Raw genomic sequence first — 17080 nt, 5'->3', positions numbered from 1 at the left:
CAGGTGCTGAGAACGATCAAGGTGCGGGGCGGTCATCGATCGCCCCGCTCATTTATAGGCAAGATTAATTAATCGTAGAACGACATCGATTCAGTCTCCGCGTCCGCCGGATAGAATGCCTCGATATGCAACTCCTGCAAGGTCACGTCTTGTTAGCCGCAACTTTGCGCCGTGCGAACCGTCGGCATCAATTACTTGCGAGGTAATGAAACCGCGGCCCTGCGGCGCGCGCTGCATGCCAGGCTCAAATCAAAGGAACGGATCCATCACAAACCTTCATTTGCACACCAGCGATGGGTTGTTATCCACAATATTTGGAAACGAGGAAAATTGTGGATCGGTCCCCTTGCTCAAGCTAACCGGCTTGCCATTGGATAAGTAAGCCAGCGTGTTCAGCCCCGATGGATATGGAAGTGCGTAACCCGGCAGGCTGAATGAGTTGGTCCCCAGCGCCGGGTCATAAGGATCGCATGCCATCGCTCCCACTGGCTTATAAGTGCTGTCGGCCTGGATCGTATAGAGCAGGCATCCGCCGGCCGGACATGAGTAGAAGGTCTCCTCATCGTCGCATCCAATTGCGCCGGGACAAGCTCCCAGCGGCGACGGACCATGGGCCACCGGCTGCGTCTCCTGCATCAGGAGATATAGCATCCCGGCGTTCTCGTCGTAGTAAACGGTGCTTGGATCGAGCGTCGCCGGGATCGTGCCCGGGGTAACGTCCACCGTCTTGAAAGTCGCGGTCTGCTGGGTGAATCCACCGCTGCCGTTGGGGATGCTCGGGCAATTGCTCATCACGTGGGCGAGGCCGGCGGTGAAATCGAGATTGAAACAAGGTATTTGCTGATACAGAGTGACGCCGCTTGCCACAAACGGAGCCCCGGTGTTAGTCGCACCGAGCGACTTGCGCCCCACCTTGACCGTGAATGAGCTGGCCGAAGTTGGCGCAGTTCCCGCCGCAGTCTTGTAACAAAGTCCCATCCGCACCTGGAACGGATTGGTGACGGAAATGCCGCCCGTCGCTGCCGCATCGGCAAAGCCCAAATCCAGAAAACTCGGCAGCGCGTATTGGCCCTTGTCGAAACCGTAGCCTAGCCCGTTCATCACCTTGGGTTCGTAAACGCCTTGCTGATTTCGGCCTTGCAGCGCGACGCATGAATGATCGCTCGAACAGGCAACCGGAGTTTTCACGACGCCCTGGTTCTCTCCGGGCGAGATGAACTCGTTGTCCTGTTGAACGACGCCGGGAAAATCGACCTGATCCTTTTCGATCGTGAGCCAGTTGCAGTTGGGTGAAGCTGGGTCGCTGGTGATCGCTTTGTTGCCATTGCAAGTCACGCCGGTATTGTTGCCAGCGCACGGGCACGGCGTGATGTTGTCCTGACGCAGGAAGCCATTGCCAGGTGTCAGAACATTAGCTTCCAGCGTGGCATAGTCATGCGGACTCATAAGCGCCGTCGGGCGGCCTTCGAACTGCGCGTCGAGCGGCCCAGTCGCGTCGCATTCGTTCACCGAATCCACCTCCAGCGGCTTGTCCGACAGGTCGAAACCCCCGACCCCCACAAACGGCAGGTTGTTCAGCGAGACTGCCGCCTTCTTGCAAGTCGGACCCGCCATACACGAGCCGGGTATCACGCTATAGCCCGACAAACTCCCGTCGAAATCCAGCACCACGGTAAACTTGTCACCGTCAAGAAAGGCGCCTTGATTGACGCTTGCCGTGTACACCCGATGCCGGAAGCTCGCATTCTCGAAGGTAAGCGCCTCGCTGTACTGCGTCGGCGGGTACACATTGACGTTCGATTGCATCCAGCCAATCGACGCGTCCCCTTCGTACTGGGTTTTTTTGGTCGCCAGATCGTTGCTTAGAAAGGTAAAATCGGCAGTGGTAAGAAACCGCTTGAAGATCGTCATGCCGGTGGTCTGATCTTCGATGAAATTGACGAAGCGGACCGTCTCCAGCCGCGCCGGACCGTCGTAGAACATATAGCCGAACATCGGCCAATTCGGTGGCGGATAACCGTTGCCGCCGAAGGCATCGTTGATACATCCGAGGTCGTTATTTTGCGGGCAAGGACCCCATCGATCCGGATTGTTCCGGCTAATCCCCGCGAACACTGAGTTAAGCACCAGGCCCCATCCGCCAGGGATGACACCTTCGCTCCCACCGCCCGAAACGATCGACAGCCCCTCCCGATTGCCCGCGAAGCGCGCATTGTCGAACACGTAAAATGCCGGACGAACCCAACTGCCTAGCTGTCGATTGCGAGTCGCAGTTAAACCTTCGAAGGTCGCAATTAAATGCTGCCCCTGCTGCGGCCCCGGACACATCTGACCCGGCGAGCCGCCGGTACATTTAACCGGAATCAGCGCGTCGCCGCGCCAATCGCCCGGATTGTTGGCGCCGCCCGCGGCGGTGCCCAGGCCAAGATATGCCGCATGCACGCGATTGTTCAGAAATGTCCCAAACGGTCCTACCTGCGGCTGGCTGTTGACGAACGGGATGTACTGATAGCCGGTCCCGACGCCTTGAACCCCGCCAATCGAATTGCCGGTTAGGTTGTTGGCGATGTTGCTCAGCCAGAAGCCGCACGCAGGTGAAGTTTCCGGCGCTCCACCGGCGCCATTAGCCGGATCGCTATAAGGAATCTGATAGCCGTCGTAGCCGTTATGCGCTGCAAGATTATCGCCGCCCCAAAAAAGACTCAGATCGCTCGGCGCCACAAACGTGTTCGCCATCGCACCCAGGCCCGCGTTGCCGACAAAGTTGTTGCCGTTCTCGGTGCCATTCACCAGGTAGAACAAGTGGCCGACCGCCCTCGCCACGACATTGTTCGGGATCGTCAGGTTGCTGGCGCCGCTTAGCACGATCCCGTGGTTGTAACTGTGGTGAATGCTATTGCTATCGAATGTCGCACTAGCCGGCTGTCCGATGAAATTGATCGGATAGCTGCCGGCCGTTCCGCCCTTGCCGAATTTTTCGATTTCGATTCCCTGGATAGCGACCTTTGCTCCGGCATTCACGTCGATCTCGCCGCCGCAGTGGAGGCAGGGCGGTTGCGGATTGATCAGGACGCCACCGCTCGAGGCGGACGGCGTAGTCGCGGTCAGCTTGACCGTGCGCGAGATCAACGCGACCTCCGCGCGCTCATCGACGCCGTAATTGGTCGTCGCCGTGCCGCTGTAACTCGCCGACGGCTGGCCCAGCTTGGCTGGATCTGCGGCCGGTCCCGGATCCGCTCCGCCGAAGTGATAGAACTGCAGCGCTGTCAGCGCCGCCAGGGTGATGCTGGTGGTCTTGGTGGTCGAGTCGAACACCGGCGGCGCCGCTATCTCGACGAACTCCGTCTCGTCCGCCACATAGGTGGTAGTACCTACCGCAATCCAGTCACCGCTGGCCCAATCGACCTGCCCCGGCACACGTATAACAGTCGCGGGTGCCGTAACCGGCTCGAGGGTTCCCGTGTTAACGCCGTATGCGGCCGGACCCGCAGGTGCCGACAAATAGGTCCAACTTACTCCATTCGGCTTGCCCGGTTCCGCCGTCGGCGCTCCTTTCGACCCGTGCAACTGCAGCGTGCCGCCGCTCTGCACGACGATTCCATTGCTGCCGGTAGCTTTTGACGAGCCGGTGAAATTAACTGTGACGGTTGGCGCATTCACGCCTGCTATCGGATCGACCGGGCATTGCGCAGTTCCAACCCCAAAAGTTCCACCGCTCTGGATAGTGATCCCGGTGGTGTCTAATTCCATCGGAGCTTTGATAGTTGTCGGAAAGCCGAGCACGCCGCCCGACCCGATCGTGATCGTTCCTAGCCCATTCGAGCCGCTAAAGCTTTTGTCCACGATGACGGCCGGACCGCATTGTCCCGCACCTGACCCGATCGTTACGTTCTGATTGGCCGCAGCGACGCAACTCGATAGCAGGACGGTAGGTGGAGTCGCGGCGGCCGACCGACCTTCAGCGCCTTGATTGAACAGCGCCGGACAGAGACGCAGCGTCGAGGACCGGCTCCCCTGACTATCGGAACCACCGCCCGTGCAGCTCCCAATCGCCAGGCCAACAAACACCAGGAGCAAACAGAGAAAGGATCGTGGCGCGGTGAAACGATAGAAATGTTCTGTCATCGAAGTCCCCGTTATCCGCGTGGCAGCATCCTTTACCACAGGCAGCCGCGTGCACCAAGTTGTCTTTTGCGACGACTTCGAGCGAGATCGATCAGCTAGTCAAACGAAACGTGTTCGACTAACAATGGACCATGGCTGCACAATGACGGCTCGCAGAGGAAATCCCATGGCAACTCAAATTGGCGCGACCGAAAAAGATACCCGCGAGTTTCAAACGATCAAGGTCGAAGTGGAAGGCGCGCTTGGACGCCTAATCCTGAATCGGCCTGAGCGCCTGAATGCGATCGGCGCGACGATGCTGCTCGAATTGGCGGAGGCGGCGCGATGGTTCGACCGCCATCGCGAGTTGCGCGTCGTGATCGTTAGCGGCGCCGGGCGGGCATTCTCCGCGGGCGCCGATCTGCGCGACTCGCCGATGGGCGCGGTCAACGCCGACCATAGCTGGCTCTATCGGCGCGAGGTCGGCCAGTCCGGGCTTCGCGCGGCCGACGCGCTCGAGCAGATGCACGCGGTCACTATCGCGCAAGTGCAGGGCTACGCCGTCGGCGGAGGCTTGGTGCTGATGGCGCTCTGCGATCTCAGAGTCGCGGCCGACGACGCGGTGTTCTTCATCCCGGAGATCGATCTCGGCGTCCCGCTCGCATGGGGCGGAATCCCGCGATTGGTGCGCGAGATCGGTCCGGCGCTCACCAAGGAACTCGTGATGACGTGCCGCCGATTCACGCCCGCCGAGGCCAAGGCCGCCGGCTTTCTGAACCGCGTAGTTCCCGCCGACCAGCTCGAGCGCGAAGTCAATCAACTAGCCGCGCAGTTGCTGGCAAAGCCGTCCGTGCCCGTCATCATCACCAAGGAGCACGTCAACGCGGTGACGCGAGTGATGAGCGCCGGGATTACTTCGTTTGCCGACGGTGACGCGCTGCTAGGTTCGATCGGCGAAGCCGAGTCGCGCCAAGCGGCGCGCAACTATACAAAGAAGGCGCTCGGCGCCGAGCGCGAACTTTGATCCGTGGATGACAGATAACCAGCAAGTGTGAAACTGTGCAATGAGTCCTGTAGGTTAAGGCCGGCTGAATCTGCCACGGCGGTCCAATAGGTGTGAATGGTTGAAGTATGCATCGAGACGACGCGAACACTGTAGGCCGCACCTATCAGGCCGGCGAGGCGCTGCTGGTAACTGCCGAGAGGATAGCAAGCTTCTGCGTGTCGGTCGGCGACGACAATCCTTTGTACGTCGATCCTGAGGCGGCTAAGTCGGGGCCATACGGCGGAATCGTCGCACCGCCCGCTTTCGTTGCCTCTTTCCGTTACGCCGACAATGTTTTCGATCAGCTACCGGTCTTTAGCCGCGGCGGTTTGATGGCTGGTATCGACCTCGAGTTGGCCGCGCCGATTCGAGCCGGCGATCTCATCAGCGTCGTGTCGCAAGTCAAGGAGACCTACGAAAAGACCGGGCGCACCGGCACGATGGTCTTTGTCGTAGTGCGCTCGACGCTTACCAATCAAAACGGCGAACTCATCGCGCACGTCGATCATCGCATGATGCGCCGTCTTTCGCCCAGACGTCCATGATTCACACCTGGCACGGCAGGCTTCCGTTGCAGTCTGCTTTCATCGGCGCGGAGCTCAACAGGCGCTCAGCCGGAGCGCTCGCGGGGCGGCTCACGGCGCCGCGCAGCCCAGAATGGAGTTGGGCGGGAGATTGAAGTAAAAAGTAGAGACGGGATTGCCTGTGCGTCGGTTGCGTGGAGGATCGCTCTTGAGTTAGCCGCGGAGTTTACGTAAAATTACGTCGGTTATCGTAAATATGCGTAAAATTACGGACAATTCATCCGAAGAGCAACCGCTACGCGGTCGGCTTTCCGACTGTTGAAGGTGTGGGTGGGTTGTGAAAAGAGCGTCGGAGGAGAAACCGCAGTCTGAATGAATCTCCATGTGCGAGACGTCGCAAGATTGTTCGGCGTTTCAGAAAAAACTGTTCGTCACTGGATTCGTGGCAAGGATCTCCCGGCTCATCGAGTCGATGATCATTATCGTTTTAACGAGGTTGAGCTGCAGGAATGGGCCGCGGCGCAGAAGCGTAGGATATCCCTTGAGCTCTTCGCGCCCGATGGGCGTCTTGCTGAACTACCAAGTTTGGGCGACGCGTTGGAACGTGGGGGCATTTTTCATGATGTGCCCGGATCGACGCGCGATGAGGTTCTCAAGGCCGTAGGCCAACTGCCCGGAATTCCGCGTGGCATCGATCGGGGGCTGTTATACGAGCTCCTGGTCGGGCGCGAGGCGCTTGCTTCAACCGGTGTAGGCGACGGAATCGCGATCCCTCACCCGCGTGATCCGCTCGTCCTTCAGGTCGCGGCTCCCTTGGCGCTGCTGTGCTTTCTCAGAGAACCCGTCGACTTCCGCGCTCCGGATGGTCAGGCCGTTCGGGTGCTTTTCCTGCTGCTGTCGCCCACGGTGCGCTGTCATCTGCAGATGGTATCGAAGCTGGCTTTCGTTCTGCACGACCAAGCGCTCAAGGAACTGCTCCAAGCTAGCGCGCCAGAATCCGAGATTCTCAAGCGGGTGCGCGCGCTCGAGCAAGATACGTCCGGCCCGACAGTTCCGGCAGAATCTGAATGACGCCGCTCTTTTGGGTCTTGCTATCAGTTGGCGCTTTGTGCGCCAGCGCCTTGATGTCGGCAATCGTAAGCCGCCGCGATCGAGCCGCGTTGTGGATTGGCAGCATCGGCAGCATCGCCGGCTGCGTCGGTGGGATCGTCGCCAGTCTTGTCGCTCTGGCGCGCGGCCAAGAGGAGTCCATTAAAGCCTCGTGGTCGATCCCGATAGGCGGCTTTCATGTAGGTATCGACTGGCTATCGTCGTTCTTTCTAATCTGCATATTCGTCGTTTCGGGGCTGGCGGCGGTCTATGGCGTCGGGTACCTGCAAGGTTACCTGGGCAAGCGGCGGCTTGCGCCCGCGGTAGCCTTCTTCAACCTTCTGGTGGCGGCGATGGTCGTGATCGTGATCGCCCGCGATGGCGTCCTCTTTCTGATGGCGTGGGAGGTGATGTCGGTTACGTCCTTCTTTCTTGTCACCTTCGACGACGAGCGGGAGGATGTCCGGCGCGCCGGCATGACTTACCTGATGGCCTCGCAGCTCGGCGTCGTTTTTCTCTTCGTTTTGTTCGCGCTCTTTGCAAGACACGCGGGGAGCTTCGATCTCAATGCTTTTGCGATTTCCCACGCGCCGTCGGCCCGGTTAGCCAATATCTGCTTTGTCCTCGCGGTAGTCGGTTTCGGCACTAAGGCGGGATTTTGGCCGTTCCACATTTGGCTCCCGGACGCGCATCCAGCCGCACCGAGCCATGTTTCCGCTCTGATGTCCGGAGTCATGATCAAAATGGGCATCTACGGACTACTGCGCGTTCTGATGCTACTCGGGCCCCCACCTGGGTGGTGGGGCGTCCTCATGCTTGCCGTCGGGGGAATTTCGGGGATGGCCGGGGTACTGCACGCATTGGCGCAGCACGATCTGAAGCGCCTTCTCGCGTATCACAGCGTGGAGAACATCGGCATTATCGCCCTCGGCATCGGTATTGGACTCCTTGGACAAAGTTACGATCAACCGACGATGGCGATTCTGGGTTATAGTGGTGCGCTCCTTCACGTGCTGAATCACGGTCTTTTCAAGGGGCTGCTGTTCCAGGCTGCGGGGAGCATTCTCCACGGCGCCGGGACTCGCAATATCGAATCGCTCGGCGGGTTGTATCGCCGAATGCCTATCACCGGCTCGGCCTTTCTTGTGGGCTCAGTAGCCATTTCAGGCCTTCCGCCGCTCAATGGGTTTGTCAGTGAGTGGATGATTTATGTGGGCGCATTCCGAGGCGCGGGAAATCTGCCGGTTGCGGGCACGGCCTTAGCCGTGACGACCGTGGCGGTTATTGCCCTGATCGGAGGTCTGGCGGCGGCCTGTTTCGTCAAGGCCTTCGGTATCATTTTCCTTGGCGAGGCGCGCAGCCGTGAGGCGTCTGAAGCTCACGAAGCCTCGGCCTCTATGCAACTGTCGATGGTTATTGGCGCTACGCTGTGTTTCGCGATCGGCGTCTTTCCGGCATGGGCGTTCCGCTTGGTAGGGCCGGTCGCCTCATCGCTTTCTAGGACCGCCCTGTCCACGGCGCCGATACTGGGACAATTTGACGCGATAACGCGCGTGATGATCGTTCTCTTGCTTCTGATCGGGATGCTGGCTCTACTTCGGGGCGTCCTTTTGAAGGCGCGTGACGTGCGATTCGGAGAGACCTGGTCCTGCGGATACACGGGTGTCACAACGCGGATGCAGTACACTGCGTCCTCGTTTGCCGAACCTGTCCTCGCTCCGTTCTCGACACTTCTCCATCGACAGGTTCATCTCGAGGGTCCGACCGGTTACTTCCCGGAGTACGCGCGTTACGAAGAGCATTTTAGTGATATTGCTGGCGAGCGGTTCATTGTACCGCTCACGCATCGGTTCGTAGCCTTCCTGGAAAAGCTTCGTGTGATCCAGCATGGACGGCTGCAGCTATACCTGGCCTATATCTTTTTCACGTTGATCGCGCTGCTGGCATTGCAGTTCAGCGGCTTGCTGAGCAGGTGAACCTGTGCTCGGACTGGCTCTTGAACTGGCCCTTGCTCCGCTTCTTCTGGGCGTCATCACCCGCACCAAGTCGTGGGTCAGTGGAAGAAGCGGTCCACCACTGCTTCAACTTTACTTCGACCTGCAAAAACTTCTACGCAAAGGTGCGGTTTACAGCCGGACGACCACCTGGATTTTCCGCGCTGGGCCGATAATCTCGCTGGCCAGCGTTCTGACCGCCAGTCTCGTGCTGCCGCTCGGGGCATCGAGTTCACCGATGAGCTTCTCGGGCGACGTAATTGTATTCGCCTACCTTTTAGCGCTGGGCAGGTTCTTCACTATGGCCGCTGCGCTCGATACGGGTTCAAGCTTCGAGGGGATGGGGGCGAGTCGCGAAGCCGCGTTTTCTGCGCTCACCGAGCCCGCGCTTTTTCTCGGGCTCGCGATCCTTTGCGTGTCTGCCCGCAGCGTTACGTTCGCTGATGTCTGGCGATCGCTTCCCTGGTCTACATGGGGCGCGGCGCATCCAGCGTACCTGGCCGTTGCCGCGGCGCTGTTTGCGGTGCTGCTCGCGGAAAACGCGCGAATCCCTGTCGATGATCCGGCGACGCATCTGGAACTTACCATGATTCACGAGGTGATGGTGCTCGACCACAGCGGTCCCGACCTCGCATTGATCCTGTACGCGGGCGCGGTCAAATTCTTTGTGATCGGGGCGTTGTTGGTCCATGTGCTGCTGCCCGTTCCAGCCCAAGGGGGACTGCCGGGCGCGCTCGTGATGGTAACTGGCGAACTTGCGCTTGCGATACTGGTGGGGATAACGGAGTCGGTAATGGCCCGCCTGAGGCTGATCCGTGTGCCGCAATTTTTGATTGGCGCCACGGCGATCGCCGCGCTTGGTCTCGCAGTTCTTCTGTATCGGGGTCAGCCATGAAGGGCTACGCCGACCTGCTGGTTCTCACCGCGGTCCTTCTGGACTTGTATATGGTTGCCACGAGCCGCCTTGGAGCTTGCGTACGAGCTTCGGCGCTCCAAGGGGTGGTCTTGGCCGGACTGCCGCTCGTTCTCTGGGCTAGCGAACCTGGCGCACAACTCGCGCCCATCCTAGCGATGAGCGTCGGCGCCCTTGTGATAAAGGGATTTCTCATTCCGAGGCTCCTGTTTGGCGCGATCCGCCAAGCGGGCGTGCGGCGCGAAGTGGAGCCGTTCGTCAGCCTTCACCTCTCCATCTTTTCCGCCGCACTACTGGTGGGAGTGGCATTCTGGCTCGCGAGCGCGCTCGCATTGCCCATTCCGGTCGCATCCAGTCTCATCGTTCCAGGGGCCCTGGCAACTTTGCTGATCGGATTTCTCCTTCTTATGACCCGCAAGAAGGCGGTCACGCAGGTCATCGGCTACATCGTGATCGAAAACGGTGTGTTTATCTTTGGTCAGGTGCTCGCCGGACAAATCCCTTTTGCCGTCGAACTGGGCATCCTGCTCGATATTTTCGTCGGCGTGTTCGTGTTCGGCATTGCCATCTACCACATCAGCGACGAGTTCGATCACATCGACGTCGCCGAACTGACCAGCCTGAGGGATTAAACTCGATGATGCTCGCGCTGCTCGTGATTTTCCCCGCTAGCATGGGTGTCATTGCCCTTAAGACGCGAAATGTTCGCGTCGCGCTCGCGATGCTTCTCGGGGTGAGCGCAGCACACCTCTGCGTTACGCTCTCGCTATGGGCAAAAGATGCAGCTATACCGCCCGGGGCGGTTCTTGGGCTTGATGTCGCAGGAATCATCTTCCTTTCGATCACCAGCGTGCTGTTCCTGGTAGCCGCTGTCTATTGCGTTCCTTACCTTCTTGCGCAAGCTCACGAGGAACCCGGCGGGCTCCATCTTTTCGTCCCCTGCCTACTCTGGTTTCTCGCGGCAATGACCCTTGTGACCGTGGCCCAGAACCTGGCGATGTTGTGGGCGGCGATTGAGGCGACGACGCTGGCGAGCGCACCGCTCATTTATTTCCACCGGCGCAAGGAGGCCCTGGAAGCGACCTGGAAATACCTCATGATTTGCTCTGTAGGAATTGCGCTCGCCCTGCTCGGTACGTTTTTTCTGGGAGTCGCAGCCACAGTACCACTTGCACGGGGGTCGGGACTCTCACTGCCCGCGTTGATCCAGGCAGCTCCACACCTTTCGCGGCGCTGGCTTGAGGGAGCTTTTGTCTTTGCATTGGTTGGGTACGGAACGAAGATGGGCCTTGCGCCCCTTCACACCTGGCTCCCCGACGCACATAGCCAAGCGCCGGCGCCAGTCTCGGCGCTGCTGTCGGGCGCGCTGCTTAACTGCGCATTCCTTGGTATTTTCCGCTTTTTTCAGATTCTAGCCGCGTCCGGAAATGGAGCGTTTGCACGAACCCTGCTTCTTCTCTTAGGCTTCACCTCGCTCGGTGTGGCTGCCGCGCTGATGGTCCGACAGCGTGACTACAAGCGCCTGCTCGCCTATTCGAGCATCGAGAACATGGGGGTAATCGCGATCGGGGTCGGTCTTGGCGGCCCGGCCGTCTTCGGCGCTTTGCTTCACGCGGTAAATCACTCACTGTGCAAAGCTGGCCTCTTTCTGCTGTCGGGGAACGTTCTCCGTGAATTCGGCACGGCGAGCGCGGGCGACGTTAGGGGCGTGCTGCGTCGGCTGCCAGGGAGCGGAATGCTTCTCATGACGCTCCTGTTTGCCCTGGGTGGTACACCTCCATTCGGACTGTTCGTGAGCGAGTTTACGATCTTCGCGGCGGCGATTCGGGGTACCCAGGCATGGCTCGGGCCGCTCTTCGCGGCGTTGCTCGCGATCGCGTTCCTCGGAACAGCCAGCGTGCTCTTGCCGATGCTTCAGGCTGACGGCTCATCAGTTTCAGAAAGTGATCGAGAGCCGTGGCTGTCCGTCGCGACGCCTCTCGTCCTGGGGTTGGCCGTCTTGATCCTCGGGCTCTATGTGCCGGCGTTTCTATCGGATCGTCTGCACCGTGCGGCGATGCTGCTAGGAGGCTGATCTTTGCAAGGACCGAATGGCAAGCGCGCATGAAGGACAGATTGAAAGGTCCAAAGTGGCAATCGAGCTCTGTTCCACTCCCGCTCATGGAAGTCCCAATAGTGAGCGCAGTGGAATTTAACAATACGTGCTTGAGCGTCGTTAGCGCCGGCGGACGGATGTCTGCCATGGCTGTGATTCCGCCGCTTCCGGGCGACAAGCCGCAGAACCAGCAGATCATAGCCGCGCTCGCCCATGACCAGCGAAGCGAGATCGCTTTTGTTCGCACGCAAGTACCGGAGAGCAATTCCAGACCCGCGCTTTCGGCGACACTCCCGCAAGCGCAGGCCTTTGAACGCGAGCTTTTCGAGCAGCATGGAATCCTGCCCGAAGGGCATCCGTGGCTAAAGCCGCTTCGCAACCATCCCGAGCTTGCCCGGATTGAAACGGGCGAAGCCGCTGCCGTCATGCCCGGTTATCGCTTCTTCCGCGTCGAAGGACCGGGAATCCATGAAGTGGCCGTTGGCCCGGTCCACGCGGGCATCATCGAACCCGGCCACTTCCGCTTTCAATGTCATGGCGAAATCGTGCTGAACCTGGAGATCCACCTCGGCTACCAGCGGCGCGGCGCCGAGGAGCTTCTGTTGCGGAGTGCTCCGGCGCGGCGCCTGATAGTCGCTGAATCCATCGCTGGCGATACTGTGATCGGGCACGCGCTGGCTTATTGCACGGCGATCGAGGCGCTCGCCGGAGTTGAGGCTCCATTGGCCGCCCAGGTTCTTCGCGGGATTGCGCTCGAATTGGAGCGTCTGGCGAATCACGTGGGTGATCTTGGCGCGCTATGCAACGATATCGGCTATCTGCCCGGAGCATCCTGGTTTGGAAGACTTCGTGGAGAGTTCCTGAATACTTTGATGGAAATTTCCGGAAATCGGTACGGTCGCGGCCTGCTCTGCGTGGGCGGGGTTCGTTTCGGTCTCGACCCTGCGCAGAAAAAGAAGATACTGGCGCGCTTAGAGCGAGCCAAAGTTGATTTCCAGCGGACCGCCGAACTCGTCTTCAACACCCCCTCGGTACTCTCGCGCTTTGAACAAACCGGAGTGGTGACCCGTGAGATTGCCAACGATCTGGGCCTCGTCGGGCCGGTCGCGCGCGCGAGCGGATGTGACCGGGACGTGCGCCGCGATCATCCTTGCGGGATCTACCGCTTCACGCACGTTCCCGTCGCCACGCTCACGGACGGCGACGTGTTCGCCCGCGCGCTCATCCGGCAAGTCGAGGCCGAGCGCTCGCTCACTTTCGTCCGTGAGCAACTCCACGCGCTGGCGGACTCTGCTGTCGCCGTGGAAGTACCGAGACCCGGTCCGGAAATGTTGGTCACGTCTCTCATCGAGGGGTGGCGGGGCGAGATCGCGCATTTGGCTGTAACCGGGAGTGAGGGTGAACTCGTTGCGTACAAAGTTGTCGATCCTTCGTTTCACAACTGGTTTGGCTTGGCGATGGCTATGCGGGGAAACCAGATTTCTGATTTTCCGCTCTGCAACAAGAGTTTCAATCTTTCCTACGCGGGACACGATCTCTGATCGTCGAGCGCGAGGCTGTCGATGCTAGATCTGCTCAGACTTCGATTCCGGCAAGGGTACCAGACCTCGCCCTACCCGAAGACCGATGTCGCCTTTCCCGATCACTTCCGCGGCCGGCCAGCGATCGACGCATCGAAATGCGAGGAAAACTGCCGAGCCTGCGCCGATGCCTGTCCGGTGGGGGCTATTTCGCTTGAGCCGCTGAGAATCGATCTGGGCGCGTGCACCTTCTGCCCGGTTTGCGAGAAGGCCTGCCCGCCGGGCGCCGTCACCTATACCCATGACCATCGGCTCGCGGCGCGCACTCGCGACGAGCTGGTGATCGGCGACTCTGAGGTCAGGCTCGCCACGGCGCTCGACGACGAGAGCCGCAGACTTTTCGGGCGTTCGCTGAGGCTCCGCCAGGTCTCCGCGGGAGGCTGCAACGGATGCGAAGCCGAGCTCGTGGCGCTCGGCAACGTGGTCTTCGATCTCGCGCGCTTTGGGATTCAGTTCGTAGCCTCGCCCCGACACGCCGATGGTCTCGTTATCACGGGTCCGGTCACTGACAACATGCGCGCTGCACTGCTTGCGACCTACGAGGCAACACCGTCTCCGCGCTTGGTGATCGCAGTTGGCGCCTGCGCCATCAGCGGCGGTCCGTTCGCCGGCGCCCGCGAGTCGGGCGATGGCGTCCCGGCCGGGATGCCCGTTGATCTTTACATTCCCGGCTGCCCGCCGCATCCGTTTACTATTATGGATGGGCTCCTGCGACTGCTCGGCAGGATGGAACCGAGTTGATGAACCAGTAGGCTGAGCGGCAATCTTGAGCCGTGGTCCGGCTCGCTCTCTGTGATTGATCACCAACGCTGTCAACGCCGATTGAAAGGTGACCCACTTTTGCAGCGGTCGCCGAAGTAAAACTGACCCACTTGGTGGTTGTCTGATGAGGGGTAGTGCGAGGGGGAACTTCCCCCTCGCCTCCGCGTTTAACCGTTGCGTGCCAATCAGATGGAAACCGGCCCCTCCCGGCGCCGCCGGCAAACAAGGTGGACCAATACCGGCTGAGCCCCTTGCAGAGAGAGATCGTCCGGCCTATACAGGGGTTGGAATCGAAGAGTCGAGACGGAAATTCCAGCTAAGTCTCTCCAAGGAAAGCATGCCGCGTCCCGAAGCAAAGAGTCTTCGCCGCCCGGAGCAGGTCCGGCGTTTTCCTAACGGGCGGATTGATACCGTTTCCCATCACGAAACGACCATTGGGCGGTTCTCATTTGAGCCCGGCTGGCGATGGTCGCGCGATGTAGGGCCAATCGCTCACACCCACTCCTGCCAAATCCATCACCTGGGTGTTGTTCTCAAGGGTCGCCTCCGCGTCGAGACTGACGCTGGCGAAGTGTGCGAATTCGGAGTCGACGACGTTTACGATATTCCTCCGGGTCATGATGCGATGGTCGTCGGCGACGAGACTTTTGAGGCGATAGAGTTCGCTTCGGCCCGGATTTTCGCCATGCCGACCGACGGCGATCGCGTACTCGCGGCCGTACTTTGCACTGATATAGTCGACTCAACCTCACATCTCCGGAGGCTTGGCGACTCCGCCTGGCGCGAACTGCTCACGGAGCACAACCAGCAGACGCGTGGAGAGCTTAACCGGTTTCGCGGGCGCGAGATCCAGACTACCGGCGATGGCTTCCTTGCCGTATTCGACGGACCTGCTCGGGCGGTTCGATGCGCGCAGGCAATCGGTTCGTCAGTCGGCAACCTCGGCATCGCCATCCGAGCCGGAATTCACACAGGCGAGGTCGAACTAGTCGGCTCCGACGTTCGAGGCCTTGCTGTCCACGAAGCCGCACGCGTCGCGGGTGCCGCGACGGCAGGCGAAGTCCTCGTCTCCGCAACGACAAAACTTTTGCTTGCCGGTTCGGGGCTCTCGTTCGAATCCGCAGGGATCCATCAGCTCAAGGGCCTCGGCGACGCCTGCGAGCTATTCAGGCTTGCCTGATCTGGGTGAGCATTGCCGCAAGAGCCCTCTGGTCGCTCCTAAGCTTCGCGACCCTCTGCCGATTCGATCCGCTGCGTTGCGCCACTACCTGGAAGAACTGCTAGAGGTTGTGCCCCGAAATGTTTACGTCGGGTCTGACGACCAATGAAGGAGGGACATACTGAGGACGATCTGTTCCTTTAGAACGTATCCCGCGTCGCTCCAGGTGTTTCATTTGTGTGGTACTGATTCCAATGAAGATAGCCGGGCGTGAACTATTGCGCCGCAGCGAATGGCATTCGAATCTCACGGTTACAGTCGCTACTCCGTTCGAGGCGGCCAGCGACTGGACAGTTCCGGGGCACCATTGGCCCTCTCCCTGTCGAACGATCCATATCCAGACCTCGGTTCCCGGCGCTAATTTGCCTGCCTCACGTGGGTCCATCAAAATCTCCCTCCATCACTGCTTCTGGGTGTTGTCACAATGCGTCTTCTAACAGAGAAATCACCTGGCTTTCGGTAGCGGCCTGGCCCGATATGAGGCAGGCGCCTCGCTGCGCAAAGCGGCTTGCTACGAGCCTTAGTTGCTCGTGGCTGATGTCGACCTCGTGAAACCGGGTTGGCAAGCCCAGGTTTGCGAGCAGCGTTTGTAGTTTGTCTGTGAGGCCGTTCGATGCAGTTTGGTCCGGCGCGTCTCGCGGAACTAGCCCAAGCGAGCGGGCTACCTCTGCCTGACGAGCCAGCACTTCGGGCTCTCGCGCCGCCGTCCAGCGCATACTGGCGGGTAACGTCAGGCAAGCGGTGAGCCCGTAGGGCAGGCGGCACAGCGCTGCGAGTTCATAGGCCAATGCATGGCTGGGAAGGGCCGGAGTTGCGGGCCTTAAAGGTTGCGTACGAATCGGCGAGTGGTCGGCGAGCCAGGCCGCTATTTGGCAGCGCAGGCGGCTTTCTAAATCGTCGGGCGCCTGCCGAGTGCGAGGCAGATTGGTAAACAACGCCAGCAGCGCGGAGAGTTTCATTGCATCCCCCACCAGATGCGGCGGGGAGCCGCAAAGGACCTCCAGCGCATGATCGATCGCCATGATTCCTGAACTCAACCACAGAGCCATGGGTGTGTGGACAGTAGCGGCGGGGTCGTACATGATGACGCGACTGGCCACTGCTGAAGCTGTGTATGAGCGCTTGACGCCCGCTGCAAAATCGGTGGCGCTGAAGCTGCGAGTATACTCTGAACCTGAAAGAGTGGTGGGAATGCTTATTTGCGGAATCAGCGTCGCGGCCAGCGGCTCGCGGCGTTCCATGAACGATCCAAGTAGCTGCGAACTATCAAGATTAGCGGCCAGGCAAATGCGGACGGCTTTTCCAGCGTCGATTACGCTGCCGCCGCCCATCGCAATGACTAAATCGGCATCGCAGCGGCGTGCGGCGACAGCAGCTTCAATGACAATCTCAAGTGGAACATGCTCGAAAGCGGCTGTGAAGCTCGCCGCGAGCCGCTTTCCAAGAATCGCCGATACTCGCTGAAACGGTGACTGGCCTTGCAGGGAGCGTGGCGCGAGTAATAAAACCCGCTGGCCGTTAAGTCGTTCGACTTCCGATTCGAGATGCTCGTCTACCGTCTTGGCTCCATACAGTATTCGTTCGACAGTAGGCAGGAACTGAATCATGCCTGTGAGCTGATCGTGCGCGTCTATATTCATCGCTGCGACAGGACGGGCTGCCGTATTCAACTCTTACTCAGCAGTGCGGACATCGTCTCGTTTCCATGCGAGCCTTCCGCGATCGCGCCGCCGTGTTCGCCATTCGCGCCGATGC

General features: G+C 60.0%; 12 protein-coding genes. 10 read left to right on the top strand and 2 right to left on the bottom strand.

What is annotated here, in order from left to right:
- Positions 1 to 276: 276 nt before the first annotated feature.
- A complete protein-coding gene (locus Q7S58_RS07910; protein ID WP_304823114.1) occupies positions 277 to 4125 on the bottom strand; it encodes a G8 domain-containing protein in 3849 nt (1282 codons plus the stop codon).
- A 166-nt stretch (positions 4126 to 4291) separates the two neighbouring features.
- Here Q7S58_RS07910 and Q7S58_RS07905 point away from each other — a divergent pair, with 166 nt between their 5' ends.
- The 10 genes from Q7S58_RS07905 to Q7S58_RS07860 all read left to right on the top strand — a co-directional run bounded on the left by Q7S58_RS07905 (position 4292) and on the right by Q7S58_RS07860 (position 15286).
- Positions 4292 to 5128: an enoyl-CoA hydratase/isomerase family protein gene (locus tag Q7S58_RS07905; protein WP_304823111.1), complete on the top strand. Its 837-nt coding sequence runs from the start codon at positions 4292 to 4294 to the stop codon at positions 5126 to 5128.
- Between the two features lie 107 nt (positions 5129 to 5235).
- Positions 5236 to 5694, top strand: a complete 459-nt coding sequence (locus Q7S58_RS07900) for a MaoC family dehydratase N-terminal domain-containing protein (protein ID WP_304823108.1) — start codon at positions 5236 to 5238, stop codon at positions 5692 to 5694.
- Positions 5695 to 6045: 351 nt separating this feature from the next.
- Positions 6046 to 6744 (top strand): PTS sugar transporter subunit IIA, encoded by a 699-nt coding sequence (locus Q7S58_RS07895; RefSeq protein ID WP_304823105.1) that lies wholly within the window; start codon positions 6046 to 6048, stop codon positions 6742 to 6744.
- Complete coding sequence (locus Q7S58_RS07890) at positions 6741 to 8738, top strand: proton-conducting transporter membrane subunit (protein ID WP_304823102.1); 1998 nt, start codon at positions 6741 to 6743, stop codon at positions 8736 to 8738. Before Q7S58_RS07895 ends, Q7S58_RS07890 begins: the two co-directional genes overlap by 4 nt.
- A 4-nt stretch (positions 8739 to 8742) precedes the next feature.
- Entirely contained in the window at positions 8743 to 9651 is a 909-nt protein-coding gene (locus Q7S58_RS07885; protein ID WP_304823099.1) for a respiratory chain complex I subunit 1 family protein, read from the top strand.
- On the top strand, positions 9648 to 10301 hold the full coding sequence (locus tag Q7S58_RS07880) for an NADH-quinone oxidoreductase subunit K (RefSeq protein ID WP_304823096.1): 654 nt from the start codon (positions 9648 to 9650) through the stop codon (positions 10299 to 10301). Before Q7S58_RS07885 ends, Q7S58_RS07880 begins: the two co-directional genes overlap by 4 nt.
- Before the next feature lie 5 nt (positions 10302 to 10306).
- Positions 10307 to 11743 (top strand): proton-conducting transporter membrane subunit, encoded by a 1437-nt coding sequence (locus tag Q7S58_RS07875; RefSeq protein ID WP_304823092.1) that lies wholly within the window; start codon positions 10307 to 10309, stop codon positions 11741 to 11743.
- A 167-nt stretch (positions 11744 to 11910) separates the two neighbouring features.
- Entirely contained in the window at positions 11911 to 13305 is a 1395-nt protein-coding gene (locus tag Q7S58_RS07870) for an NADH-quinone oxidoreductase subunit C (protein WP_304823089.1), read from the top strand.
- 21 nt (positions 13306 to 13326) lie between these two features.
- Entirely contained in the window at positions 13327 to 14085 is a 759-nt protein-coding gene (locus Q7S58_RS07865; RefSeq protein ID WP_304823085.1) for a hypothetical protein, read from the top strand.
- Between the two features lie 358 nt (positions 14086 to 14443).
- The gene (locus Q7S58_RS07860; RefSeq protein ID WP_304823082.1) at positions 14444 to 15286 is read left to right on the top strand and encodes an adenylate/guanylate cyclase domain-containing protein; all 843 of its coding nucleotides are present in this window, start codon (positions 14444 to 14446) and stop codon (positions 15284 to 15286) included.
- 458 nt (positions 15287 to 15744) lie between these two features.
- On the opposite strand, the gene Q7S58_RS07855 is transcribed toward Q7S58_RS07860, so the two are convergent.
- Positions 15745 to 16965, bottom strand: a complete 1221-nt coding sequence (locus tag Q7S58_RS07855; protein WP_304823079.1) for an iron-containing alcohol dehydrogenase — start codon at positions 16963 to 16965, stop codon at positions 15745 to 15747.
- Positions 16966 to 17080 lie beyond the last annotated feature (115 nt).

This window comes from Candidatus Binatus sp., assembly GCF_030646925.1.
In the GTDB taxonomy this organism is placed as follows: domain Bacteria; phylum Desulfobacterota; class Binatia; order Binatales; family Binataceae; genus Binatus.
This window is presented reverse-complemented; position numbering and strand designations above follow the sequence as displayed.